This window comes from Halolamina sp. (assembly GCF_036626355.1).
Lineage (GTDB): Archaea > Halobacteriota > Halobacteria > Halobacteriales > Haloferacaceae > Halolamina.
The window spans coordinates 21,318-44,793 of record NZ_JAZKRY010000012.1 but is presented as its reverse complement, the minus strand read 5'-3'; the positions used below and the strand labels follow the sequence as shown (position 1 = coordinate 44,793).

Here is a 23,476-nt window from a genome sequence, read left to right as displayed (position 1 = left end):
CATCAACCAGAGTACTGGTCCGGCGAACCAGTCAATCACAGTCAGCTTCACAGCGACTGTTGATTGGGGCTATGTTCAGTCCGACACTACCGCGGACGCTACCCTGAGCGTTACCGACACCACGGGTGCCGACATTAATAGCGCCGCAATTCAGTCCCTGACAATTCAGGCAGTCAGCCAGACTGGATCCGCTGACAAAATTCTGACTTCCTCCACCCAAAAGCCGCTGGTGTGGGCCGGTCAGACCGTCGGTGTCTCGGCATTTGCTGACAACGTTGACGTTCAGCTCCGCCGGAACACCAGTACCGGTTCGACGCTGGTTGTTCAGAAGAGCACCGGTGCTGATGGCTTTGTCACGTTCGACACGGCAGGCCGACCAACCGGTGACTACTTCATCACCAACACGAGCACGAACTACAACTTCGAGCTCGCAGAGCAGGACCTCTCCGTAGACTTCGCTGCTGATTCGGTCAACAACGGCGGCGCGGACACGACTGTCGACTTCAACGCGGAGTCGAACCGCGCAAACTACGAGCACGTTCTGACTGCCACCTACGAGGGCTCCGCTATCGCAGCGAGCACCCTCCAGAGTGTCCTGGGCGGTGCCGGGACGGTCAAAGACGCCGACGCTGACGGCACGGACGAACTCGTCGTCGCCGGCACTTCCGCAGACACGTTCACCGCGAACTTCAGTGGCGCAGACGCCGGTAACTACACCGTCACGTCGACGGTGAACGACACCGGTGTCTCGAACTCCACTGAGATCATGGTCAACGATGTCGCCACTGGCCAGATCGACTTCACGGCCAACACCTACCAGGTCTCTGAAGGTGGCATCGCCGCCATCGACGTCGAGATCTCCGGTGCAGCCGACAGCGGCACCATGATCATCGGCGACGAAGCCACTGATGGTTACCAGGCAAACGTCTCCTTCACCGACGTGGACGATGACGGTGAGGTGACGATCCAGTTCAACACCTACGCTGCGGGTGACGGGAGCATGATGGCCGCCTCCGCAACAGGCGACGACACTGCAACCGTAGACGACCAGACCCCGATCAGCGCGCTCCTCGCGCAGGGCGACTACTCGCTCTCCGTGAGCACGGGAGACGCAGCCATGGCCATTGACCAGCCCCAGGATCTGGGCGCACTCGTCATCGGTGACCGCTCGACTGACAGCTTCGCTCTGTGGACCGCACCGAGCGACGCTGCCTTCGACGCTGACGGCGACGGCGAAACTACCGAAGGCGACATCGTGTCGCTCATCGAGGATGGAGTGGTCACGGAAGCCGACGGCTCCTTCACGGCAGGCGACTACACGATCCACCAGATCAGCGCAAGCGGTCTGGACGGGGTCGTTGAGGCCGAAGGCGGTCTCAGTGGCGCCATCGCCAACGGTTCCGTGACGCTCAGCATCGTTCAGACCAACCCGATCCAGAACCAGGACGCGAAGGAAATCAACGTCTCGGCATCCAACCCGTCGTTCCTGGAGGGTGACGGTGCGTACTACGTCATCATCAAATCTGACGACCTCGAGACTGAGGCCGGCAACCCGCCCGCCGCAGGTGACGAGTACGAGGCAACCTTCACGGTTGCTAACGACCGTCTCCTCCGCAGCACAGATTCCGAGGACCACGAGTCGGTGAGCGCGACCTTCGAGGTCGCCGCACCGTCGACGTCGCTCGACAGTGACCCAGTCCAAGTTGAGGCAGCCGCCGACCAGGCTGTCTCCGGGACGACGAACTACGCACCCGGGACGGAGCTGACGGTTCGCGTCCGATCGACGACGGACGTGGCCCCCGGCTTCTTCAACACGCAGGACGTCACGGTCGCTGCTGACGGAACGTTCTCCGCTTCGTTCGACATGAGCGACCAGACTGCAGGCGACACGTTCACTGTGACCGTCCGCAAGGCTGGCAATGAGGTCACGTCTGCTGACGGTGAAGTCGTCGAAGCAGCAACGGCGACGCCGACGGATACGGCAGAGCCGGATACGGAAACGCCGACCGACACGGCAACGGCAACGGCAACCGATACTGCGACGGCAACGGCAACCGATACGGCAACGGCTACCGAGCCGGACACCGACACGGAGACCACGACGACTGAGACGCCCGGCTTCGGCGTCGCAGTCGCCCTCGTGGCTCTGCTCGCTGCCGCACTGCTGGCCGGTCGCCGCGAGAACTAACGTTCTCTCGCTGACCACCAGTAACGAATAACCGGCTTCGCGCCGGTCCTTTCGACACTCCCTTTCTTTCGAACGCTATCCCGGACAGCGACAGCACCGCCGTCACGGGAGTTCGAGGAGAAAATTACCCCAGAGGGCGAGGATGAATCCGACAATACTCTACTCCATCTCTGATCAACGCGCTGAACGGCTGTTTTCGGTGGTTGCCCCCCGCCGTAACTAGCAACCGAGGCGGTCTACCTGCCCCGCTAATCAGGCAGTGCCAGGAGTCTCCCGATTCCGAGCAGAAGTGACCCCTTCTGTGCCGAAATAGAGTTAGTCAGCAAACGAATCTCCGAATCCCATGCGAGGATAGGAGTACCGGCTGGTTGACACAGACAGTAGTTGTCTTGTCTGTACTTACCGCTGTCCGACTCGCCGCTTTGTCGGTTATGCCGTCCCCCCCGCCGCAGTGTTGGTCTCGTCGCGCTGGCAGAGCGGGCACCCGTCGTACCTAGTGCTGAGGTACTCAATGCGATGAATCGGGCAGTAATCCATCAGTCCCACCCCTCGAAGCCGTCCGCCCGTCGAACGCGGAACTCGTCGGCCTCGGCGTCGTAGCCGAGCTCGAGATTGTCGCCCGGCACCATGCCGAGACGCTCGACCATCCCCTTCGGGAGTGAAACTGTGGGCGTGCCGTCGTTGCTGCCGAGGGTCCGCTGCCCCAGCGGGACCACGTCGGAGTCGCTACCAGTCTTCGCTTCAGCCGCCACCCGGCTGGGCCGAGATTTCGTCGCCACGCCTACCTCTTCCCCGTAGATTGGTAAAATACCTACGCGAATATATACGCAAATAGGTACGCCAGTATCAGGTTCCCCAGCCGCCGAGTATCCCGGTCCCCAGATTGCCATCTATGGCACCTGACACGGTCCATCGGAAGGAGAATGGCCGCCAAGTAACCTACCGCGTCGCCGACGCCGTCGACGCCACCCGCACGACGACCGGGACGCACGTCTTCCTGGTCACGCCTGACGGCCCGTTCGTCCGTCTCATGGGCGTCGAGGTCCAGCCGGGGGATGCGCACCGGCTCGTCCTCCACGTCCGTAGCGTCGATGAAGGCGGCCTTCCTGACGACACAGAGGTGGGCACACGGGCCGTCGTGGTGCTCCCACGCTTTGCAGTCGAACTGGCCGACGTGCTGGCCGTCCTCGACACCGACAGCCCGGCAGGGTGACGAGATAGCCGTAGCGGCCCGTGCTCTCGATCAGCGCGATCTCGGGCTCGCCGCGGCGCCAGCTCGTCGCGTCGGTCCCGGCGAGCGCGTCGAAGTCCACCGGCTCGCCCGGCGCGTTCGGGTCCGTCGACGGCGGCGACCGCGGGCTGTCCGCGCTCACCGGCCGTCACCTCCCGAGCAGTTCGGGCAGACGCGGCGGGGGATACCGCTCCCGGGCTTCGTCTCCGTCACGAGGCGGGAGCCGCAGGTTCCACACCACCGTCTCATGGCGCACACACTCCGTCGTGAAGAGCCGCGCACGGCTGATCAATCTCCTCGATGTAGCAACCGCAGTAGTCACAGATTGGGAGACTGTCGACGTCCCGAGGGAAGCACCGGTGCTCGTGGTCGAGGAGTAGTTCAGGGCGACGGCCCCCGATTTCGGCAATAACCTCCGCAATGCTTATGCCTGCTATGGGATCGCCCGGATTCGAACCGGGGTCACGGGCACCCAAGGCCCGAAGTATACCAAGCTAACCCACGATCCCGTACAAATCACTGCGCGGGTCATCCGCTAAAGCGTTTCGCAACCTGGCTCAGGGAGTGAGACCGAACAGCACGGTGATGCCCACCGTCGTCACGCCCATCAGCAGCAGCTGGAGCGGGCCACCAACCCTGAGGTAGTCCGTGAAGCGGTAGCCGCCGGGGCCGTAGACGAACAGGTTCGTCTGGTAGCCCACGGGCGTCATGAACGCCGTGCTGGCCGCGAACATCACCGCCAGCAGGAACGCGAAGGCGCTGGCGCCGATAGACTGGGCCGCCTCGACGGCGACGGGGATCATCAACACGACGCTCGCGTTGTTGCTGATGACGTTGGTGAGCAGCGCCGTGACGAGGTAGAACAGCGCGAGCACGCCCATGACCGGCAGAAAGTCGGCGGAGGCGACGACACCCATCGCGAGCAGCGAGGCGGCCCCGGTCTGCTCCAGTGCGATGCCCAGCGGGATGACGCCCGCGAGCAGGATGATCACGTCCCACTGCACCGCGTCGTACAGTTCGCCGGGTTTGAGACAGCCCGTGATAACCATCGCGAGCGAGCCTGCAAGCGCCGAGACGACGATCGGGAGGATCCCCGCACCCGCCAGGGCGACGACGGCGGCGACGATGCCGATGGCGAGCCAGGTCTTCTCCTCGCGCCAGTCGTGGCGCTCGACCTCGCCGGCGACGATGAGGTCCCGGTTAGCCTCCAGCCGCTCGATGGAGCCCGTCGTCGCCTGCACCAGCAGCGTGTCACCGACTTTCAGCGGAATCTGGTCCATGCGGCGGCGCACCAGTTCGCGCCCACGCCGGAGCGCGAGCACGGTCGCATCGTAACGCTGGCGGAACTCCGAGGAGGCCAGCGACTCGCCAACGAGCGAGGAGCCCGGCGCGACCACGATTTCCACGAGGTTGTGCCCACTCTCGGCCTGTTCCAGTTCCGCTTCGTCGACGATAACGTCCGGGACGAGATCTAACCCCTCCACGTCGAGCAGGGCCAGTAGCGTGTCCCGGTCAGTTCGGAGTGTGAAGATATCGCCCGGCTGAATCTGCTTCGGGTTGAGCGGTTCGAGGAACACCTCACCCCCACGGGTGAGCTGGAGCAGGTCCACGTCGAACTCCGAGTCCGAGAGCGCCTCCCGGACCGTGCGGCCCACCATCGGGGAGTCCGCCCGGACGGTCACTTCGGCGAGATAGTCGGCGACGTCGAACTCCTCGGTGAGGTCGCCGCGAGGGTTGATTCGTGCGGGCGTGAGCCAGCGCCCGGCCGTCATCAGGTAGACGACGCCGACGATGGAGACGACGACCCCCAGCGCGGTGAACTCGAACATCGAGATGGCGTGAAGATCGGAGGCGGGGTACTGGAGCGCGAGCCGCGCGGCCACGTCGCTGGCGAGTATATTGGTCGACGTCCCGATGAGCGTGAGCGTGCCGCCGAACATCGAGGCGTAGGAGAGCGGCAACAGCAGCTTCGAGGGGGAAGTGTTCCCACGGTCGGCCACGTCGATGACCATCGGCAACAGGATGGCGACGGCGGCGGTGTTGTTGATGAACCCCGAGATGGGGGAGACGACGCCGATAACGGCGCCTAACTGCTTGCTCTCGCTGTCGCCGGTCGCGCTGGCGATGAACGAGCCGAGCGTCTGGACGATGCCGGTCCGGCGCACCCCCTCGCTGAGGATGAACATCGCGAGTACCGTGATCGTCGCCGGGCTGGCGAAGCCCGAGAGCCCCTGTTCGGGCCGGATCATCGTCACCTGCGACGCGAGGAGGCCGGCGTCGGCCATCGCCGCTGTCAGCGGTTCGACGAGCATCAGCGTCACCATCACCCCCAGCGCCGTGATGTCCACCGGTACCGGTTCGGTGGCGAACAGCAGGAGCGCGATGAGCACGACGAGTGTGACCAGAGCGATACCCGGCGTTATCGTTATCACAGCAGTTCTCTGACTGGGGTCCGGCAAAAAATAAGCTATTGCCGTTCGAGGAGTGAGTTTCAGTGATCGACACGACCGGCGGAGGTGGCTGTGGGCTCGAGCTTAGAGCTCCTGGTCGGCGAGTTCGAGGTCGGCGACCAGTTCGTAGGGGGTGCTGTCGTCCCGAATCCCCTCGAGGATGCGGAACGCGTCGTCCGGCGAGAGGAAGTGGGTGGTCACTGCGCGGCCCAGCGGCGTCGGCTCGAAGCCGTCGATGAACCGCCACTCGAGCAGCTTTCCAACTGCGTGCTTGGTGGGGACGTCGCCGAGCATCCGCTCGTTCAGTCGCTTCGCCAGCTTTCCGGCGACGACGATGTTCGCGAGCGTCTCCTCGGCGGCCGCGGCCTCGTCGTACACCGTCGAGACGTCCTCCATCTCGCCTTTCAGGAGCGTGAACGCGATTTCGTCCTCGGTGGCCTCCATCGAGCCGTGGTAGACGGCGTCCGGTTCGACCAGGAGATACACCGTCCCTTTGTCGTGGTAGTCCGGCCGGCCCGCCCGGCCGAGCATCTGGGAGAACTCCTGGACGGAGAGCCACTCGATTCCCATCGCCAGCGAGTCGAAGATTACCTGCGAGGCCGGGAAATCCACCCCAGCGGCGAGTGCGGCAGTGGTGACGACGGCCGAGAGATCCTGGTTGCCGAACCGGCGCTCGACCTGCTTGCGCTTGCCGTAGTCGAGACCGGCGTGGTACGGCGCCGAACTGTACTCCAGCTTCCGGGAGATCTCGTGACAGCGCCGCCGGGAGTTGGTGAAGATGATGGTCTGGCCCCGGTAGCCCTTCGAGGATTTGGTGTCGAACTCCCGTTTGACCAGTCGGTTCTCGATGCGCAGCTTCTCGCGCCCGTCCGCGAAGGTGACGTGACGCTCGATCGGCACCGGGCGCTCCTCGAACTCGATGAGGGTCGCCTTCAGCCGCTTGGCGAGCCACTCGGGGTTGCCGACAGTCGCGGAGAGGTAGATGTACTGAGCCCCGTCGTAGCTCGACCGCTGTCTGGCGCGCTGCTCGCAGTAGTGTTTCAGCCGAGAGATCATCCCGTCGAGGCGGTGGCCCCGCTCGCCCTCCTTCAGGGAGTGAATCTCGTCGATGACGACGGTTCCGATGTCGCCCATATCCTTGCCGGTCCGGAGCCCGTGGTCGATTCCCTCGTACGTGCCGACGATGATGTCGGCGCTGGGGTCGAACTGGGCGCCCGACCCCGTCACGCGAGAGCCGCCGACGCGGAGGGTGACGTCGAGTTCGTCACCGTACCGGTCCTCGAAGTCCTCGTGTTTCTGGTTCGCCAGGGCGACCAGCGGGACGAGAAACAGCATCTTCCCTTCCCCGCGCAGCGCGCGGTCGACGCCGGCAAGTTCGCCGACGAGGGTTTTCCCCGTCGCCGTCGCGGAGACGATGAGTTGGTCCTGGCCCTGGGAACGCTTCGCCGTCCCGCCCGTTTTCTCGCCCGAGACGTGCTCGGAGCCGAACAACCCGTTCTCCACGGCGAGGCTCTGAACCGGGAGCAGGTGTTCGAAGCGGTCTTCGACCATCTCCTGGAGAACGGGATGGAGGTCCAGGTCGCTCGTCGGATACGGGTCCACCTCGTCAGTTGTGGCCGAGATGGTGTCGAACTGCGTCAGATCGGGATCGAGCTCCCCCTGCAGGAGGTCGATGATGCGGTCGAGGTCCCCGACTTCGAGCAGGAGCTCCTCGAGGCGGTCCTGTGCGGCGCCGGTGAACTGCCCCTTGAAAGAGAGCTCGCGTTCCAGCTCCTGGATAGCGCAGTCCTGGCAGATGTGGTCGCGGTCGGCGACGATGGCCGACTCCTCGGTTATCGGCGAGTAGCGGCCCGCGTTGGCGCAGTAGCGACAGGTCCGAACCACCAGCGCCTCCTGCTGGTAGCCCTCGAGCATCGACTTCAGTCGCTGGCGGGCCTCCGTGGAGGTCTGCTGGGAGATACGGATGCGGTTAGCGCTGCGGGCGATTTCGACGAACTCCTCGGGGCGCAGCGGCTCGTCCCCCGAATCCTCCGTCTTGAGGAAGCGCCGTGGGCGGGGGCCTGCGTCGGTCTCCTTGAGTTCGAGCGTCCCGCGGAACACTCTGGAACCGTCGCGGTCGATGACGACGAGGAAATCATCGCCGGCCTCGTGGAGGAAGAGGGTATCGGCCCGGGCGACCTGCTGTGACACACTCGCTACTACGGCAAGCGGGTATTTCAGGGATACGGTAGGCGGCCGACACCGGCGGCCCCGGGAGAACCGCCCGTGTGACTGGCAGACACCCTCACAGAGCCTTTACACACCCCCGACTCGTACGATTCGGTAATGAAACCCTCCACGAAACAGAAGGCGTTGCTCTTCTGTACAGTCTGCGGTCACAAGAGCCCGCCCGGCGGTGATTGGGTCGAGACGGAAACGGAAACCGAGCTTGGTAACCGGCTGACGCTCTCCTGTCCGGAGTGTTCGACGGCGGTTACACGACGGCCGCTGGACACGAAAAGCGTCGACGCCGTGGTTATCGCCGACTGACCGGCGACGGACGGCCGGGTAGTCCACCCCGCTGCGATGGTCACTCTTCGAGTTGGATCTCGTCGTCGCCGTTCGGTACCGCACAGAGGAATGCTCCTTCCTCGTTGGTCTCGTTACGATACCAGTGGACGGCGCCCGCGGGGATGAGCAGGGAGTCGCCCGCTGAGACGGTGTACTCTTCGCCCTCGATGCCGACCACGTACTCCCCGGAGAGCACGTACTGTTCGTGCTCGACCTCGTTCGTGTGTCGGGGGACCGATGCGCCGCCGTCGAGGACGAATCGCCGGAGCGCGAAGTTCGGGGCACCGTCGGAGTCGGAAAGCAGCACGCCCTTGTTCATCCCCTCGGCGGCGTCGAGAGGCTCGTACTCGATCTCGTCGCTGTGCTTCACGACCGGTTTCGGCTTGGGCTCTTCCATACCTGACTATTCGGCGGCCGGACCGTAAATCGATTGGGCTCTCACCGGGGGCAGTCCGCCGGTCGATGCCCGCACCGAGCCCCTCCTTTTTCACTTATCGTCCCGAAGGATTCTCCATGAAGGGTATCCGTCTGGGGAGCATCTTCGGCATCCCGATCAAACTCGACGCGACGTTCCTCCTGATACTGCCGCTGTTTGCCTACATTATCGGCAGCGACGTGGAAATCATCGTCGAACAGCTGCTGAACAACGCCCTCGGCGCAGGCATCGACGCCGCCACCCTCACCGGCGGGCTGTTCCCGTTCGTGCTCGGCAGCATCGCCGCAATCGGGCTGTTCGCCTGCGTGTTGCTCCACGAACTCGGCCACTCGGTCGTCGCGATGCGGTACGGCTACGAGATCGACTCCATCACCCTCTGGCTGCTCGGCGGCGTCGCCCGCTTCAGCGAGATGCCCGAGGACTGGAAGATCGAGCTACAGGTGGCCGTCGCGGGCCCAGTCGTCAGCATCGCGCTGGGTGTCGGCGCCTACGCGGCGTTCTCGGTCGTCCCGGCCAGCCAGCCGGCGATCGCGTTCGTGATCGGCTATCTCGCGCTCATGAACATCGTACTCGCGGCGTTCAACATGCTGCCGGGGTTCCCGATGGACGGTGGCCGCGTGCTCCGGGCACTGCTGGCTCGGACTCGATCGTACGCGCGGGCGACCCAGATCGCCGCCGAGGTGGGGAAAGGGTTCGCGATCCTACTCGGCCTCTTCGGCCTGTTCAACTTCAACATCTACCTGCTCGCGCTGGCGTTCTTCATCTACATGGGTGCGGCGGGCGAGGCCCAGCAGACCGTGATGCGGGCGGCGTTCCGCGGCGTCACGGTCGGCGACGTGATGACCAGCGGCGACGATCTCCGAACCGTCTCGCCGGAGGACACCGTCGCCGAACTGATCACCCGGATGTTCCGTGAGCGCCACACTGGCTACCCCGTACTGAAGAACGGGCAGCTCGTCGGGGTGGTGACGCTTGGCGACGCCCAGACCGTCGACGAGGTGGAGCGCGACGCGATTCGTGTCGAAGACGTGATGGAGCGGGATATCGTCAGTGTCACGCCTCAAACGGACGCGCTCGAAGCGCTGCAGACGATGCAGCGCAACAGCATCGGTCGGCTCCCGGTCGTCGACGAACGTGGTGAGGTCGTCGGAATCATCTCCCGAACCGACCTGATGACGGCGTTCGACATCATCCAGTCCAGCGGCCGGGACAGCGGCGAGTCGCTGGGCCCGAGTGCGACACCGTTCAGCCGGTGAGTACGCGGCGAACCGCTCCCGACGACGGACTCTCGATACTGCCGATTTTGAGCGGCCGCGGGAATCGAACTGGAGCCGGACGTGCTCGCACGAACTGCACGCTGTGCGCGACTGGCAGGGTTCGATCCCGCTCGACGGACTGTAGCCTCCTCACGTCGTTGCTCGGAGACAGAAGGTCCGGGCGCGGGAATCGAACCCGCGTCTCAGCCCCCACAAGGCTGAAGGATACCACTACCCCAGCCCGGACACAGCCTGTCCTACCACGGTTTGAGGGAAATACGTTACGACATGACCGCCCTGTGGCACGCACGCGCAGGCCGCACAGGAGCACGGGACTTTTCTCGATGAGCCCCGTATCGGACGGTAGTGGCCATCACCGACAAGATCTACATCAAAAACCACCGGCAGATCGCCTCCCAGCTGGAGCGCTCCATCCCGAAAGGCGCGTTCAAGGGGGCGACGATGGATCTGCTGTTCACCGGTGACGGCATCGAGAAACTCGACGAGGCGACCCGCGAGAAAGTGCTCGATTTCGCCGAGGATTTCCTCGACTGTGACTGCGACAACAACCCCTACTGTGGCCACCCCGAGCGGAAGTTCATCAAGTACCTGCTCGAACTGCGCGCCCAGGGGATGGGCCCGGATGCCATCGTCAACACGATGACCGCAGAGTACATGCTGTACGCCTACTCCGGGGACGTACTCTCCTTCCTCGACCAGGCAATTCGGCGGCTAGAGGCGGTCGAGTCGCTGGCGGAAGTCGAAGGCGACCAGGAGATGGCACGGAAAGCCCGCAACGCGAAACAGGCGCTCTCGGGGTAGCTATCCGATCCGGAACGAGCCGTCGCCGTCGAGTTCCTCCAGATGAACGACCTCCTCCTCGTTATCGTCCAACTGGTCCTGCAGATAATCGAGATACCGCTTGTGCTCCTCCAGCTGCTCGCGGAGGTGGTCGGCCTCGAGCTCGAGGCGCTCGTGCTCACGGATGTAGCTCTTTGGAACCTCCACCGTCGGCGGGAACTCCGCCTCGTCGTCACCGGTGCCGTCGGCGGGGACCAGATCGACCTGCCCGTCGTGGGCCACGAGCGTATCGACGTAATCCCGGAACAGCGCCGAGAGCGAGAGCTCGCGCTCCTCGGCGATCTGTCGTAGCGCCTCAAACGCGTCCTCGTCGACGCGGAACGAGACGGTCTTGCTCTTCGTACCCATTAGTGAGAGATTGACACTGCCGCGGCTTAAACGTTCGTGGCACGGGGATGTCAGTGGCTGACGCGAAAGCATTATGCATGGGGCCACCTTTTTCACGAGTGCAATGGCGACTGGAACCGTTGATTTCTTCAACGACACTGGCGGCTACGGATTCATCGAGACTGAGGACGCTGACGACGACGTGTTCTTCCACATGGAAGACGTGGGCGGCCCGGACCTCGAAGAGGGACAGGAAGTCGAATTCGACATCGAACAGGCCGACAAGGGCCCCCGCGCGACGAACCTCACCCGACTCTAAGTCGGACGTTTCGTTCAGCGGATTTCTCCGTTTATCACGGTACAGAGCGGCTGCGCTCGCGGTTCGAAGATATCGGTCAACGATAGCCTCGTCGTTCGGTTCTCGAAGCCACGTCCACCCGCAAAGAAGTCGATCGCCGGCCTCGGTCGAAAAGATTCGAAACCGATGGCCGACTACGGCGTCGGCTCGGCCTGTTCGTCTGACTCCGCGTCGGCAGATCCCTCGCCTTCGTCCATCGACTGGAGTGCCGAGACCGCGACCTCGCGGTACTGCTCGGGGTCGAAGTCGTAGCGGTCCTCGGCCATCCGGGCGTATTCGTTCCCGTCGTCGTCGAATGCGGCGACGCGCTCGACCGTCCGGTCGGCCGCTTCGACGACCCAGCGGTCGCGGGTCGCAGCGTCGACGACGGTGATGGATTCGGGGCGAACGGAGACGTTCACGCTGCCGTCGTCGGTCTCGTACGTCCGCGGTTTACCGACCACGGCGACGTAGGCAGGCGGTTCGAGTTCACGCAGCGCGGAGGCGGCCTCGGGCTGGTACTGGCCGGCATAGACGAAGAACGTCCCTGATGGGCCGACGATCCGGCCCCGCCAGTACTCGTTGTCCTCGCCGATGTCCTCCTTCTCGGTGAGCGTGCCGACGAAGAACACCCGGTTTGCCTTGCCGCCGGTCGGGAGCAGCTGGTAGGCGGGTGCTCGCTCGTCGTCGGACTCCTTGAACGTGTGCGTGGCGTCGTTGAACTCGGCGGCGAAGATGCGTCGGGCGACTTCGCGCGTTGGGGCGTCGGTGGAACTCATTTCAGATCGACCTCGCTTTGATCAGCACGGCTTCCGGATCCGCCGGCTCGTTCAGGCGCTCGAACTCGTCGACCAGCACGTACCGGCCGAACGTCGGGCCCGTCACCTCGAAGTACTGGCCCATCAGGTCGCCCTCCATCTCCTCGACGACGACCGTCGTGTCGAGGGCGTCCTTGGCCATCTGCTTGGCCTCCTCGAGTCCGATACCGGTCAGCTCCTCGGTCATCTCCTTGTTGAAGATGACCTCGTGGACGTCGAAACCGTCGTCCAGCACCGCCTTGATCCGGAGGTCGAACTCGCCCTCGACCTGTCCGTGCTCCGAACAGCGGCCGTTCTGGAGCACGCGGGTGCAGTCGTCCTCGGGGCAGCGCTTGATGAGCCCCGAACCCGACTGGATATCGACCAGCGCGCCCGATACCGACGTCGCGTCGTCCCCGACCTCGATATCCTCATCGAGTTCGGTGATGCCGGTGGTCTTGTTGAGCTTCACTGAGAAGCTCCCCTCGTACTCGTCTGTGACGACATTCGAGAGCGCGTAGCTCTTTTGCTCCTCCAGTTCGGGGAGGTCCGAGGTATCGAAGGCGACGAACTTCATCGTCCCGCTCTCGTCGCCCAGCAGCCCCACCTGTGCGATGGAGTCGTGTCCGGGCTCCCAGAGGTCGGCGACCGTCACGCGCAGGTCGACCCACTGTTCGTCCTCGTCGATCTCGCCCAGCGTCGTGAGTTCGCTGTCGCCGCCGCCGAGCTCGTCGCGCTCCATCCCCGCTTCGTCGAGGTAGTGGCTGACGACGCTCCGGCGCGCCTCCTCGAGGGGGACGCGGTACTCGCCGACGAGCGTCTGCAGGCGCTCCTCGACGTCGGCTTGGCTGACGGGTAGCTGGTCCGAGAACTGTTCGGCTATCTCCGCTGCGTGTGTCTCCAACTCGCTCATGGTGATCTGCCTCCGCCTGTGTTTCGTTGGGAGGCATACGAGGGTTGGTTCCCACCACTATTTAAAATTCCGCCACCACGGCGGAACTGAAACACGGCAATAGCGCCACAGCAACCCAGAACGTCGGCGGTTTCGCTCACCTGGCGCGCGACCCAGAACCCGCCGGCTGTGGCGACGCGCCTTTGAGCCCACGGCCACTGCAGCCGGTATGGACGACCGCCTCGAACGGTTCATCCGGACGAAGCTCCGTGGCGCCGGCCGGCAGTTCGAGGAGGCGAAATCGGCCTACCGCGAGGGGCGGACCACGAGGTTCGACCTCCCGACCGACGAGGACGGCCGGGCGAAACTCGTCTGCCGTCGTCACGCCGAGCGCCGCGCCGTCGCCGTCGACGCCGAGGGGAAGCCGGCGTGTTTCGACGCCGATCACCCCGACTGCCGGGGCTGTGCGGAGGATATCCGCGAAGGCGTCGTCGAGACGTGGTAACCCAGGGAGAATCACTGGCGCCCCCTGCTCGCCATTTCCTGAACTTCCCCCCGCTTCCGCGGGGTTGAACAGCCTCGCCCCCGAGATAGGGGCATGACCACTGTCGCCCTCATCCTCGCGGGCGGTATCGGGTCCCGACTCTACCCCGCCAGCCGCGGTGACCGGCCGAAACAGTTCCTCCCCATCGGCGGCGAGGAGTCGCTCCTCGCCCGCACGGCCGAGCGCGCGGGCTTCGCCGACGAGCTCGTCGTCGCCACCTGCCCCGAGTTCGTCGACGAGGTCCCCGAACACACCCCGGAAGCGGAGGTCATCGTCGAGCCCGACAGGAAGGATACCGGGCCGGCACTGACCTACGCGACCCACCGCATCCGGGAGCGTTACGGGGCAGAGTCAGGTGAGGAGGACACAGACGAGCAGCTCGTCGTCGTCGCCATGCCCAGCGACCATCACGTCGCCGACACAACGGCCTTCCAGGAGACGATGGAGCGCGGCGCGCGCGTCGCGGGTGAAACCGGGCGACTTGTCACCTTCGGCGTCACGCCTGACCGGCCCGAGACGGGATACGGCTACATCGAACCCGGCCCGGAACGGCAGACTGCAACGGGCGAGCAGTTCAGCGAACTCGCCCGCTTCCACGAGAAACCCGACAGCGAGACGGCCAACGAATACGTCGAGGCCGGCTACCGCTGGAACAGCGGTATCTTCGCGTGGACGCCCGAATCGTTCCTCTCTGCCGCCGCGGACTCCCCGCTCGGCGCACTCGTCGATCGGCTGGCGGCCGGGGAGCTGGAGGCGGGTTTCGACATCGTCGACCCGGTGTCAGTGGACTACGCCGTGCTCGAACGGGTGGACGACGCGGCGGTCGTCCCCGCCGAGTTCACCTGGGACGATCTGGGCTCCTGGGACGCGCTCGAACGGCTGCTCCCGCAGGACGCCAACGGGAACGTCGCGATCGGTGAGCATCTCACCATCGACGCCGCCGACAACGTGGTTGCGAGTGACGACAAACACGTCTCGCTGGTCGGCGTCTCGGGGCTGGCCGTGGTCGCCTACGACGACCGGGTGCTGGTCGTCCCGAAAGGCGAGGCCCAACGGGTTCGCGAGGCGGTGTCGATGCTGAAAGCCGACGACGAGTTCTGAGCGGCAGCGACGACAAACGGGCTGGAGAGCGTGAGACCGGACACCACCTATTCGCGTGACCGCCGGACCCGGACGTGGCCCTCGCTGGTCACGCTGACGAGCAGTTCCTCGCGCACTTCACGGCCACCGACGGCGTCGCCCGCGGCGTCACTGACCACCTTCATCAGATCTGGGGCAGCGTAACCCACTTTCACCCCCGCCTCGTCACAGGCGTCGTACACCTGTTCCGGGAGGTCGTAAAGATCGGTTCCGGGCTCGACGGCCACCCGGACGGGCGCGGTGAGCGCTTCGGCGAACGAGACCGTCTCGTGGGCTTTCGCGACGTTCTCACGGGCACTCGCTTCGACGCTGGAGACGTTGGCCCGGGAGGTGCCCAGCCGGTCGGCGATAACCGACTGTCGGACGCCACGCTCCCGGAGCGCGAGCACCTGCGCCTGTCGGCGTGTGAGGACGCTCTGCTCGGCATCGAAGCCGGCCTGTGAGAGCAGTTCATCAGCGTCGAGATCGCTGACGGCATCGGAGCCGCCGTCACCGCCGGCCGCGGCATCGCCCTCGGTCATACTGTCTACTCAGCGGCGCCGGATAAAAAAGCTACAGTTCGTCGGGAGTCAGGCGCTGTCGCCGCCCCAGAAGTTGTCGCGTGAGCCGAGTCGCTCGCGCTCGGGACGGTCACGCCTCTCGTCTTCCGCCTCCTCGTCCGCCTCCTCGTCGGATCCGACCTCGTCCCCCTCGTCGCTTTCATCGCCGTTCTCACCGTCTTCAGCTTCGCCCTCCATCGGGAGCTTCTCGATGACCTTCTTCGCCTTCGCATGATTGGACATCACCTGGTCGATGCGAACCTTCGCCCGGCATTCCGGCAACAGTCCATCGATCATTACGATAAAGCCGTCCTCGGTCCGACCGACGCCCGCTCCGCTCTCGTGGATATCGGTCACGTCGACGACGATCTCCTCGCCGGGTTTCACCGGCTGTTCTTTGAGCTCGTAGATGGGCATATCGTAGTGGTTACACCACTCCGCCCCCCCCTTGTCGCCGTAATGTTGACAGCCCATCCCCTCGATGCGTTCCGAGAAGCTGGGACAGTCGTCGGAAAGCGGACAGTCCGGCATTGAACAAAGGTTAGTGGCCAACGGTCTTTACGTTTCTGACTTCCGGGTCTCACGGTGTTTCGCCGCAGTCGCCGGGAGACCGACTCAGATGAACTCACGAACGTCCGAGTACCACATATCGTGGTGGTCAACCCGCCCCACGCGCTCGGCGATGTCCACAGCGAGCGAGTGCCAGCAGCGCTCGCCCTTCGCCTGGTCGACGTTGTACGCGGAGTCCGCGCAGGTACAGCCGCCCTCCTCGACGACGTACTCGTCCTCGTGGCCGACGACGACGGTGAAGTCGCGGTACTCCTTCACCCGCCCTTCGGAGACGGATTCGATGGCGCGAGACCCCCGGTCGCCATGGGCGTCGAGGATGGCTTCGGCTATCTCGGGGGTGAGCTCCCCGGCGTCCGAGAGCGCCGCGCGCCAGTCCTCGACGTCCGACACGCCCGGCGCTTTGCGGTGACGGGGCAAAACGGCACCGACTGTTTGCCGTCGCGACAACCGGTTTCGGCAGCATGAAGAGAGGGCCACGACAGCCCCGACCATGGACTGGCCCCGCGTTCGCTCCGTCTGGAAGCGGGTGCTCTCGCTGGCCTGGCCGGTGATGGCCGAGCAGACGTTCCGCACGCTGATGCGGACCGTCGACGTCGTCATCACCGCGACGTTCAACCCCGCGAGCGTCGTCGCCATCGGTCTCGCTGACCTCTATGCTCGCCTCCCGTTACGCATCGGCCTCGGCCTCGGCGGCGGCACCATCGCGCTGTCGAGCCAGGACACCGGTGCTGCTGCGGAGGCGAACCGCGACGAGGCCATCACTCAGGGGGTTCTGCTCGGACTCCTGCTCGGGATTCCGTTCATCATCTTCGGCTTCGTCCTCGGCGAGCCGGCCATCCGCCTGCTCGGCGCGAGCGACCAGGTAGTGGAGCTGGGATCGACGTATCTCGCGATAATCTTCGCCACCGCGCCCGCACGCCACGTCGCGCTCATCGCCGCGCGCTCGCTCCAGGGGACCGGCGACACCCGGACCCCGATGTACATCAACGTCGTCGCCAACGCGATGAACATTCTCGGCAGCCTCGGCTTCGGTCTGGGGTTCGCGCCGTTAGGGCTCCCCCGACTGGGGGTCGTCGGCGTCGGCGCCGCCACCGCAATCGCGAACGTGTTCACCGCGACGATGCTCTGTCTCGCCATCGCGACCGACTGGTCCGAGGCCTCCTTCGCGTGGCCACAGGACCTCGTCATCGCCAAACAGCTGGTCATCGTGAGCGCGCCGAAAATCGCCGAGGGGATGGCCTCCACGGTGGCGGAGTTCCCGTTCAACGCGATCCTGCTCGGGTTCGGCGAACCGGTCAACGCCGGCTTCCAGATCGGTCGCCGGATGTACCAGCAGGTGACGGGGCCGCTCTCCCGGGGCTACAACGTCGCCGCCAGCGTCGTCGTCGGCCAGCGCCTCGGTGAGGGTGACCCCGGCGGCGCGCGCTTCGAGGGCTGGGCCGTCGCGGGACTGGGCATCGCCACTGTCGGCGTTATCGGCCTCGGCCTGGTGTTCGCCGCGGACGCGTTCGTCAGCCTGTTCACCGAGGACCCCGAGACCGTCGAGTTCGCCGTCGAGTTCGCGCAGGTGTACGGCTTGACGGCGACCGGTCTCGTCGTCTTCTCGGTGCTGTCGGGCAGCCTGCAGGGAGCAAGCGAGACGCGCATCCCGTTCCTCGCCCGCGTCACTGGCGTGTTCGTCTTCCAACTCGGCCTGACCTACCTGCTCGGCGTCGTCCTTGGCTGGGAGGCGTTGGGCGCCTACGTCGCCATCGCCGCGAGCTTCCTCTGGATGGCGAGTATCGTCGCCAGCGGCTTCCACTTCTCCGGCTGGGCGGACCGCGCCGCAGGGATGATGGCCGAACGTGGCACTGACGGAATCGAGAGCTGAGCGCGTCACTCGGTGGCGCTGACCATCACACGTGTCTTCTGGTCCGCAGATGCCGCTGAGTGGTAGGCGATCAGCGAAACCGAACAACTCGAACCCGTCTGCCGTCGCTATGCCTCTCCCACCCGGGCGCCGTGGGGCCGTCAGTAGAGATACTCGTCTTCCAGCGTCTGGTACGCGGCTTCGGCCGTGAGCTCCTCGTCCTCAGTATCGAGCCACGAGAGGACGCGTTCAACGCCGGTCCGTCGTCGGATGTCGTCACCACTGATAGCCATGACAACATGAGACATGGTGGGGTCTCTCTTAACTGTTTCGCCGGTACCAGAACAGTTAGGTATCGAAACAGATTTCGCCGGAGTTCGGGTCGGACTGGGGAGCCGATAGCTCTTAACCCATGAAGCCGAAAGCGAGTGTAAGATGGCTCAGGCAGGGAACCAGGAACTCACAGAGCGGTTCATCCAGTTCTACCGGAACTACTGCCGGGACGAAATCGGCCGGCTCGCACAGGAGTATCCCAACGAGCGGCGGTCGCTCTACGTCGAATACAACGACCTGTTCACCTTCGACCGGGATATCGCCGAGGACTACCTCACCAAACCTGAGCAGATGCAGGAGTACGCCGAGGAGGCGCTGCGGCTCTATGACCTCCCCGCGGACGTGAGCCTCGGGCAGGCGCACGTTCGCCTCCGGAACCTCCCTGCCGAACACACCGTCGACATCCGGAACCTCCGGGTGCAGGACGACCATATCGGCTCACTCGTCTCGATTCAGGGCATCGTGCGGAAGGCAACCGACGTGCGGCCCAAAGTCACGGAAGCCGCCTTCGAGTGCCAGCGCTGCGGGACGATGAGCTACATCCCCCAGTCGGACTCCGGGTTCCAGGAGCCCCACGAGTGTCAGGGCTGTGAGCGCCAGGGGCCGTTCAAAGTCAACCACGACCAGTCGGAGTTCGTCGACTCCCAGAAGCTTCGCGTCCAGGAGAGCCCCGAGGGGCTACGCGGTGGCGAGACGCCCCAGAACATCGACGTCGACGTCGAGGACGACATCACGGGCAACGTTACCGCCGGCGACCACGTCACCGTGACGGGCGTGCTCCACATCGAGCAGGTGACCCAGGGCCAGGAGAAGACGGCGCTGTTCGACCTCTACATGGATGGGGTCACCGTCGAGATGGAGGACGAGGAGTTCGAGGACATGGAGATCACCGACGAGGATATCGCGGAAATCGTCGAACTCTCGAACGACCCCGACATCTACGACCGGATGGTCGGCTCGCTCGCGCCGGCCATCTACGGCTACGAGGAGGAGAAACTCGCGATGGCGCTGCAACTGTTCTCCGGTGTGACGAAACATCTTCCCGACGGCTCACGGATTCGGGGGGACCTGCATCTGTTGTTGATCGGGGATCCGGGTACGGGAAAATCTCAGATGATCTCATACGTCGAACAGGTCGCCCCCCGTTCGGTGTACACCTCCGGGAAAGGATCGTCCGCAGCGGGGCTCTGTGTCACCGGTGACACCATGGTCCACACCGCGGACGGGTTCACTCCGATCCGCGACCTTGCCACCGAACATCACCCTGACCCGGTCGAGGAGGAGACGGCAGCCCCGGCGGCTCATAGCCTCTACACATACGACCGGGACGCCGAAAGCATCGAACTCGCGGAGAGCTCGCACATCTGGCGGATGCCGAAGAAACCCTGCCGGCGAATCAAGACGGCCCACGGGAAGGAACTGGAAACCTCTACGAACACCCCGATTCTCGTCTGCAGCGAGGACGGCATCGAGTGGCGCGAAATCTCCGAGGTCGAGACCGGCGACCACGTTGCGGTTCCGTCGTACACCGATATCGAGCGCATCTCGCCGGACCCGATGGAGTTCATCGAGTTCACTGAGGAGAAGCTGAAACCGAGCGATAAATCGACGACGCTCCTCGTCGACGGGCTTCGAGAAGAGTTCGGAACGCTGCGGGACGCCGCCGCCGCGCTCGGCCTCCCAGAGGACTTCATTTACGACTCGCTGTGGAACCGGCACCTTCCACAGGACAGACTCGACGCGGTACTGGACGCCATCGGTGCCGACCGTTCCGATATCGACCTCGAGCGGGCGATGCTCCGCCACGGGGATGGAGTCCGGATTCCCGACAGCTTCGACGCTGACCTCATGTACCTCATCGGCCTCGTTTTCGGTGACGGCGACGTGATGGTTTCACGACGCGGCGGGAACCGGGGCCACGTTCGCATCTCGAACGGCGACGAGAAACTGCTCCGTGAGGCAGCCGACATCATGGACGAGAAGTTCGGGAAGCGCCCGGACATCGAGTATCAAGACGAACGCCTCCCCTGCATCCGCCTCCACAGCGCAACCGTCGCCCGATTCTTCAGCAATCTCGGCGTCGAGTCGCCGAAAGACGATATCACGCTAGATTCCCGGCTCACCACTACCGAACACGCCGACGCGTTCCTGCGCGGACTGTTCGACGCCGACGGGTCGGTCTGTGGCCGTGAAGACGGCGGGTCGAGCGTCCAGTTCTCGACGGTCTGTGACCGGCTCGCCGACCAGGTCCAACTCATGCTCGAGAGCTACGGTGTTCGCTCGCGAACGCGCGTACGAGACCGACGTGGAACCTACGAGCGCGAGGATGGTTACGAGATCGAGTCGACCTCTCTCCAGACCCACCTCGCTATCTACGGCGCGGAACTCGACACGTACGCCGACCGCATCGGTTTCGGTTCGACGACGAAGTCCAAGGCGCTTTCCGAGATCGCCGGCGACGCACCGCGCCGTGGCGAGCAACTCCCGGTGGGGGATGCGCTCCTGCGAGCAGATGGCGCCGGCGGCGCGTTCTACCAGGACCTCAACCGCGGAGACGATCCGAGCCGGGAACGCGCCCGAGAGATGCTCGGTGACCGGGAACTCGGGGATATCGAGTCTATCATCGAGGAAGCGGTTGAAGCGGACCTCGTCTGGGACGAGGTAACCGCTGCCGAGGACTCCGGTGAGAAAGAACTGTTCGATCTCACGGTTCCGGAGACACACAACTTCCTCGCAAACGGGGTCGTAACCCACAACACTGCTGCCGCTGTCCGCGACGACTTCGGCGACGGTCAGCAGTGGACCCTCGAAGCCGGCGCGCTCGTGCTCGCGGACAAGGGGATCGCCGCAGTCGACGAGCTCGACAAAATGGATTCGAGCGATCGCTCGGCGATGCACGAGGGGCTCGAACAGCAGCAGATCTCCGTCTCGAAGGCCGGCATCAACGCCACCCTGAAGAGCCGGTGTTCGCTGCTCGGCGCCGCGAACCCCAAATACGGCCGGTTCGACCAGTACGAGCCCATCGGCGAGCAGATCGACCTGGAGCCGGCGCTCATCTCCCGGTTCGACCTGATCTTCACCGTCACCGACCAGCCCGACCCCGAGCACGACAGCCGGCTGGCCGAGCACATCATCAAGACGAACTACGCGGGCGAGCTCAACACCCAGCGCGAGAACACTCCCACCTCGGAGTTCACCGCCGAGGAGGTCGAGAACGTCACCGAGGAGGTCGCCCCCGACATCGAGGCCGAACTCCTGCGGAAGTACATCGCCTACGCCAAGCGCAACGTCTACCCGACGATGACCGACGAGGCGAAAGACGCCATCGAGGAGTTCTACGTCAACCTGCGCGCGAAAGGCGCCGACGAGGACGCCCCGGTGCCGGTCACCGCCCGAAAGCTCGAGGCGCTGGTTCGGCTCTCGGAGGCCTCGGCGCGGGTACGTCTCTCGGACACCGTCGAAGCGGAGGACGCCACCCGGGTCATCGATATCGTGCGCTCCTGTCTGGAGAACATCGGCGTCGACCCCGAAACCGGGGAGTTCGACGCCGACGTGGTCGAGACGGGGACCAGCAAGTCCCAGCGCGACCGCATCAAATCCATCCGTGAACTCATCTCCGATGTGGAACAGGAGTACGATGAGGGCGCGCCAATCGAGGAGGTGCTCGAGCGAGCGGGTGAGGTCGGCATGGACGCCGACAAAGCCGAGAGCGAGATCGAGAACCTCCGCCGGAAGGGCGAGCTGTACGAACCCGTCCAGGGCCATCTGCGGACGACGTAACCGCCGAACAGGGAATCAGTTTTATCCTCGGCCAGATCATCTACCAGTCGTGGACCGTATCTCCGCGCTCCGCAACGTCGAGGAGGCGCTGCGTGCGTTCGAGGCCGGCGACGACGACCTCGCGACCACCCAGCAGCGGGTCCAATCGGTGCTCCAGAGCTACGCCACCGAGTTCGAAGACGAATCGCGCCGTGCCTACCGCGCCGTCGGCGAGGAACCGGCGGATGGCGTCGTCGTCGTCGCCGCCGACCCGGCCGAAGCCGAAGAACGTGTCAGATCGCGTCTCGCAGCTGAAAACGCCGCGTTCGACGTCGAGCCGCTGTGACGGTTCTCAAACCTGAGAAGTCGAAAAGACTTTGATAGATGGGCATGTATTGGCATACGAGAGGAATACGCAGTGACAGAAACGATGAGCGGAGAGCGGTTGGCGGAACATCTATCCGGAGCTAATAGCACGCTGCTGCTTTCCTCCTCGTTCGCGGGCGAAGCCGAAGAAGCCTGTACGAATCTGCTGCGATCAGGGCAGGCGAGCGAGTCGAACGTGCTGTGGGTTTCCTACACCAGATCACCCGATGAGCAGCTTCGCCAGTGGCAGTCCGACTCCCCGGACAGCCTGGCAGAGATTGGAATGGTGAGCGTCGAAGATACCATGCGGTCGGTTGCCGGCAGCTCGGAGTTCTCGGGCCCGAACAAGCCGGTCGAGACGGTGAGTAGCCCCAACGACCTCACCGGGCTGGGCATCCGTATCACCGAGTTCCTCACCGAATGGGAGGACAACGGCAATCGGACCATCGTCTGCTTCGATTCGCTGACCGCACTGTTACAGTACGTGGAACTCGATACCGCCTACGAGTTCCTGCACATTCTCACCGGGCGGATGGCCGCACTCGACGCGTTTGCCCATTTCCACATGGATCCGGACGCACACGACAAGCAGACCGTCGAGAGCATCTCGACGCTGATGGACGCCATCGTCGAAGCCGACGATGGCGAGAAAAAGGTTCGGAGCCGGAACTTTTAATTTCCCGACGAGGCAGCAGCAACCAATGCTGCTGCTCGTTACCTACTCGCGGGAGGCACGTAACAGTCTGCGGAACATCTGTCGTAGCCACGAGGCGGCGACAGTCCGGCGATTCGGCCGCGCCGCACTGCTCGCGGGAACCGAGCTTGGAGCGTTCCTCGCGTTACGACTCCGCGAAAAACACGGCGGCGACGTGCAGGTCGAACGAACCCGGCCACTCAACGAGTTCGAGGAGGTGCCCACATCGGTACGGGAGGCTGCCAGTGCCTACGAGTCCCGCGACAGCCCCAGTACACCCTATGCCAAGTTCGCCGTCGGGACCGACCACCCCGAAGCGGCAGCGATGGAGGGGCAGGAACTCTGAGATGCGCGTCG

Annotated in this window: 24 protein-coding genes and 2 tRNA genes; 13 read left to right on the top strand and 13 right to left on the bottom strand. The window is 64.5% G+C overall.

What is annotated here, in order from left to right:
* The first annotated feature begins 229 nt into the window (after positions 1 to 229).
* A complete protein-coding gene (locus tag V5A38_RS03425; RefSeq protein ID WP_332324346.1) occupies positions 230 to 2,188 on the top strand; it encodes a BGTF surface domain-containing protein in 1,959 nt (652 codons plus the stop codon).
* Between the two features lie 536 nt (positions 2,189 to 2,724).
* Here V5A38_RS03425 and V5A38_RS03420 read toward each other — a convergent pair.
* The gene (locus V5A38_RS03420; RefSeq protein WP_332324345.1) at positions 2,725 to 2,967 is read right to left on the bottom strand and encodes a hypothetical protein; all 243 of its coding nucleotides are present in this window, start codon (positions 2,965 to 2,967) and stop codon (positions 2,725 to 2,727) included.
* Positions 2,968 to 3,080: 113 nt separating this feature from the next.
* Between V5A38_RS03420 and V5A38_RS03415 the strand changes: the two genes are divergently transcribed.
* Entirely contained in the window at positions 3,081 to 3,401 is a 321-nt protein-coding gene (locus V5A38_RS03415; RefSeq protein ID WP_332324344.1) for a hypothetical protein, read from the top strand.
* 454 nt (positions 3,402 to 3,855) lie between these two features.
* Here V5A38_RS03415 and V5A38_RS03410 read toward each other — a convergent pair.
* From V5A38_RS03410 to V5A38_RS03400, 3 genes are all read right to left on the bottom strand, one after another.
* Positions 3,856 to 3,928 (bottom strand) — tRNA-Pro (locus tag V5A38_RS03410).
* Positions 3,929 to 3,976: 48 nt separating this feature from the next.
* Positions 3,977 to 5,851, bottom strand: coding sequence for an SLC13 family permease (locus V5A38_RS03405; RefSeq protein WP_332324343.1), 1,875 nt, complete (start codon positions 5,849 to 5,851; stop codon positions 3,977 to 3,979).
* A 102-nt stretch (positions 5,852 to 5,953) separates the two neighbouring features.
* Complete coding sequence (locus tag V5A38_RS03400) at positions 5,954 to 8,059, bottom strand: DEAD/DEAH box helicase (RefSeq protein WP_332324342.1); 2,106 nt, start codon at positions 8,057 to 8,059, stop codon at positions 5,954 to 5,956.
* 135 nt (positions 8,060 to 8,194) lie between these two features.
* Between V5A38_RS03400 and V5A38_RS03395 the strand changes: the two genes are divergently transcribed.
* Positions 8,195 to 8,398: a hypothetical protein gene (locus V5A38_RS03395; protein WP_332324341.1), complete on the top strand. Its 204-nt coding sequence runs from the start codon at positions 8,195 to 8,197 to the stop codon at positions 8,396 to 8,398.
* 40 nt (positions 8,399 to 8,438) lie between these two features.
* Here V5A38_RS03395 and V5A38_RS03390 read toward each other — a convergent pair whose 3' ends face one another.
* Positions 8,439 to 8,816, bottom strand: coding sequence for a cupin domain-containing protein (locus V5A38_RS03390; RefSeq protein WP_332324340.1), 378 nt, complete (start codon positions 8,814 to 8,816; stop codon positions 8,439 to 8,441).
* 116 nt (positions 8,817 to 8,932) lie between these two features.
* On the opposite strand from V5A38_RS03390, the gene V5A38_RS03385 reads away from it, so the two are divergent.
* Positions 8,933 to 10,111 (top strand): CBS domain-containing protein, encoded by a 1,179-nt coding sequence (locus V5A38_RS03385; RefSeq protein ID WP_332324339.1) that lies wholly within the window; start codon positions 8,933 to 8,935, stop codon positions 10,109 to 10,111.
* Between the two features lie 175 nt (positions 10,112 to 10,286).
* Here V5A38_RS03385 and V5A38_RS03380 read toward each other — a convergent pair.
* Positions 10,287 to 10,357: transfer RNA gene (locus V5A38_RS03380), tRNA-His, on the bottom strand.
* Positions 10,358 to 10,477: 120 nt separating this feature from the next.
* On the opposite strand from V5A38_RS03380, the gene V5A38_RS03375 reads away from it, so the two are divergent.
* The gene (locus V5A38_RS03375) at positions 10,478 to 10,933 is read left to right on the top strand and encodes a DUF5814 domain-containing protein (RefSeq protein WP_332324338.1); all 456 of its coding nucleotides are present in this window, start codon (positions 10,478 to 10,480) and stop codon (positions 10,931 to 10,933) included.
* Here the strand turns inward: V5A38_RS03375 and V5A38_RS03370 are convergent, their stop codons facing one another.
* Positions 10,934 to 11,320, bottom strand: a complete 387-nt coding sequence (locus V5A38_RS03370; protein ID WP_332324337.1) for a ribbon-helix-helix protein, CopG family — start codon at positions 11,318 to 11,320, stop codon at positions 10,934 to 10,936. It lies immediately after the preceding gene.
* 103 nt (positions 11,321 to 11,423) lie between these two features.
* Between V5A38_RS03370 and V5A38_RS03365 the strand changes: the two genes are divergently transcribed.
* Complete coding sequence (locus tag V5A38_RS03365) at positions 11,424 to 11,618, top strand: cold-shock protein (protein ID WP_049980416.1); 195 nt, start codon at positions 11,424 to 11,426, stop codon at positions 11,616 to 11,618.
* 173 nt (positions 11,619 to 11,791) lie between these two features.
* Here V5A38_RS03365 and V5A38_RS03360 read toward each other — a convergent pair whose 3' ends face one another.
* Together V5A38_RS03360 and V5A38_RS03355 are read right to left on the bottom strand one after the other, a co-directional pair.
* Positions 11,792 to 12,415: a DNA-binding protein gene (locus V5A38_RS03360; protein ID WP_332324336.1), complete on the bottom strand. Its 624-nt coding sequence runs from the start codon at positions 12,413 to 12,415 to the stop codon at positions 11,792 to 11,794.
* Between the two features lies 1 nt (position 12,416).
* Positions 12,417 to 13,346, bottom strand: a complete 930-nt coding sequence (locus V5A38_RS03355) for a replication factor A (RefSeq protein WP_332324335.1) — start codon at positions 13,344 to 13,346, stop codon at positions 12,417 to 12,419.
* A gap of 208 nt (positions 13,347 to 13,554) precedes the next feature.
* Here V5A38_RS03355 and V5A38_RS03350 point away from each other — a divergent pair, with 208 nt between their 5' ends.
* Entirely contained in the window at positions 13,555 to 13,830 is a 276-nt protein-coding gene (locus V5A38_RS03350) for a hypothetical protein (RefSeq protein ID WP_332324334.1), read from the top strand.
* 93 nt (positions 13,831 to 13,923) lie between these two features.
* Positions 13,924 to 14,970: a sugar phosphate nucleotidyltransferase gene (locus tag V5A38_RS03345; protein WP_332324333.1), complete on the top strand. Its 1,047-nt coding sequence runs from the start codon at positions 13,924 to 13,926 to the stop codon at positions 14,968 to 14,970.
* Between the two features lie 47 nt (positions 14,971 to 15,017).
* On the opposite strand, the gene V5A38_RS03340 is transcribed toward V5A38_RS03345, so the two are convergent.
* The 3 genes from V5A38_RS03340 to V5A38_RS03330 all read right to left on the bottom strand — a co-directional run bounded on the left by V5A38_RS03340 (position 15,018) and on the right by V5A38_RS03330 (position 16,508).
* On the bottom strand, positions 15,018 to 15,530 hold the full coding sequence (locus tag V5A38_RS03340; protein ID WP_332324332.1) for a Tfx family DNA-binding protein: 513 nt from the start codon (positions 15,528 to 15,530) through the stop codon (positions 15,018 to 15,020).
* Between the two features lie 48 nt (positions 15,531 to 15,578).
* Complete coding sequence (locus V5A38_RS03335; protein WP_332324331.1) at positions 15,579 to 16,079, bottom strand: TRAM domain-containing protein; 501 nt, start codon at positions 16,077 to 16,079, stop codon at positions 15,579 to 15,581.
* Between the two features lie 84 nt (positions 16,080 to 16,163).
* Positions 16,164 to 16,508 carry a hypothetical protein gene (locus V5A38_RS03330; RefSeq protein WP_332324330.1) on the bottom strand — a complete coding sequence of 115 codons (345 nt, stop codon included), beginning with the start codon at positions 16,506 to 16,508 and terminating at the stop codon, positions 16,164 to 16,166.
* A gap of 100 nt (positions 16,509 to 16,608) precedes the next feature.
* Here V5A38_RS03330 and V5A38_RS03325 point away from each other — a divergent pair, with 100 nt between their 5' ends.
* On the top strand, positions 16,609 to 17,988 hold the full coding sequence (locus V5A38_RS03325) for an MATE family efflux transporter (RefSeq protein WP_332324329.1): 1,380 nt from the start codon (positions 16,609 to 16,611) through the stop codon (positions 17,986 to 17,988).
* Positions 17,989 to 18,128: 140 nt separating this feature from the next.
* On the opposite strand, the gene V5A38_RS03320 is transcribed toward V5A38_RS03325, so the two are convergent.
* Positions 18,129 to 18,260, bottom strand: a complete 132-nt coding sequence (locus V5A38_RS03320; RefSeq protein WP_332324328.1) for a hypothetical protein — start codon at positions 18,258 to 18,260, stop codon at positions 18,129 to 18,131.
* Positions 18,261 to 18,402: 142 nt separating this feature from the next.
* Here V5A38_RS03320 and V5A38_RS03315 point away from each other — a divergent pair, with 142 nt between their 5' ends.
* From V5A38_RS03315 to V5A38_RS03300, 4 genes are all read left to right on the top strand, one after another.
* Entirely contained in the window at positions 18,403 to 22,080 is a 3,678-nt protein-coding gene (locus V5A38_RS03315) for an LAGLIDADG family homing endonuclease (protein WP_332324327.1), read from the top strand.
* A 49-nt stretch (positions 22,081 to 22,129) separates the two neighbouring features.
* Positions 22,130 to 22,405 (top strand): hypothetical protein, encoded by a 276-nt coding sequence (locus tag V5A38_RS03310; RefSeq protein WP_332324326.1) that lies wholly within the window; start codon positions 22,130 to 22,132, stop codon positions 22,403 to 22,405.
* Positions 22,406 to 22,489: 84 nt separating this feature from the next.
* Positions 22,490 to 23,101 carry a hypothetical protein gene (locus V5A38_RS03305; protein ID WP_332324325.1) on the top strand — a complete coding sequence of 204 codons (612 nt, stop codon included), beginning with the start codon at positions 22,490 to 22,492 and terminating at the stop codon, positions 23,099 to 23,101.
* Positions 23,102 to 23,126: 25 nt separating this feature from the next.
* A complete protein-coding gene (locus V5A38_RS03300; protein ID WP_332324324.1) occupies positions 23,127 to 23,465 on the top strand; it encodes a hypothetical protein in 339 nt (112 codons plus the stop codon).
* Positions 23,466 to 23,476 lie beyond the last annotated feature (11 nt).

Coding starts and splice junctions, on each gene's coding strand:
- V5A38_RS03415 (WP_332324344.1), top strand. CDS start 3,081: ATGGCACCTGACACGGTCCATCGGAAGGAGAATGGCCGCCAAGTAACC.
- V5A38_RS03395 (WP_332324341.1), top strand. CDS start 8,195: ATGAAACCCTCCACGAAACAGAAGGCGTTGCTCTTCTGTACAGTCTGC.
- V5A38_RS03390 (WP_332324340.1), bottom strand. CDS start 8,816: ATGGAAGAGCCCAAGCCGAAACCGGTCGTGAAGCACAGCGACGAGATC.
- V5A38_RS03385 (WP_332324339.1), top strand. CDS start 8,933: ATGAAGGGTATCCGTCTGGGGAGCATCTTCGGCATCCCGATCAAACTC.
- V5A38_RS03370 (WP_332324337.1), bottom strand. CDS start 11,320: ATGGGTACGAAGAGCAAGACCGTCTCGTTCCGCGTCGACGAGGACGCG.
- V5A38_RS03365 (WP_049980416.1), top strand. CDS start 11,424: ATGGCGACTGGAACCGTTGATTTCTTCAACGACACTGGCGGCTACGGA.
- V5A38_RS03360 (WP_332324336.1), bottom strand. CDS start 12,415: ATGAGTTCCACCGACGCCCCAACGCGCGAAGTCGCCCGACGCATCTTC.
- V5A38_RS03355 (WP_332324335.1), bottom strand. CDS start 13,346: ATGAGCGAGTTGGAGACACACGCAGCGGAGATAGCCGAACAGTTCTCG.
- V5A38_RS03350 (WP_332324334.1), top strand. CDS start 13,555: ATGGACGACCGCCTCGAACGGTTCATCCGGACGAAGCTCCGTGGCGCC.
- V5A38_RS03345 (WP_332324333.1), top strand. CDS start 13,924: ATGACCACTGTCGCCCTCATCCTCGCGGGCGGTATCGGGTCCCGACTC.
- V5A38_RS03340 (WP_332324332.1), bottom strand. CDS start 15,530: ATGACCGAGGGCGATGCCGCGGCCGGCGGTGACGGCGGCTCCGATGCC.
- V5A38_RS03335 (WP_332324331.1), bottom strand. CDS start 16,079: ATGCCGGACTGTCCGCTTTCCGACGACTGTCCCAGCTTCTCGGAACGC.
- V5A38_RS03325 (WP_332324329.1), top strand. CDS start 16,609: ATGGACTGGCCCCGCGTTCGCTCCGTCTGGAAGCGGGTGCTCTCGCTG.
- V5A38_RS03320 (WP_332324328.1), bottom strand. CDS start 18,260: ATGGCTATCAGTGGTGACGACATCCGACGACGGACCGGCGTTGAACGC.
- V5A38_RS03315 (WP_332324327.1), top strand. CDS start 18,403: ATGGCTCAGGCAGGGAACCAGGAACTCACAGAGCGGTTCATCCAGTTC.
- V5A38_RS03305 (WP_332324325.1), top strand. CDS start 22,490: ATGAGCGGAGAGCGGTTGGCGGAACATCTATCCGGAGCTAATAGCACG.
- V5A38_RS03300 (WP_332324324.1), top strand. CDS start 23,127: ATGCTGCTGCTCGTTACCTACTCGCGGGAGGCACGTAACAGTCTGCGG.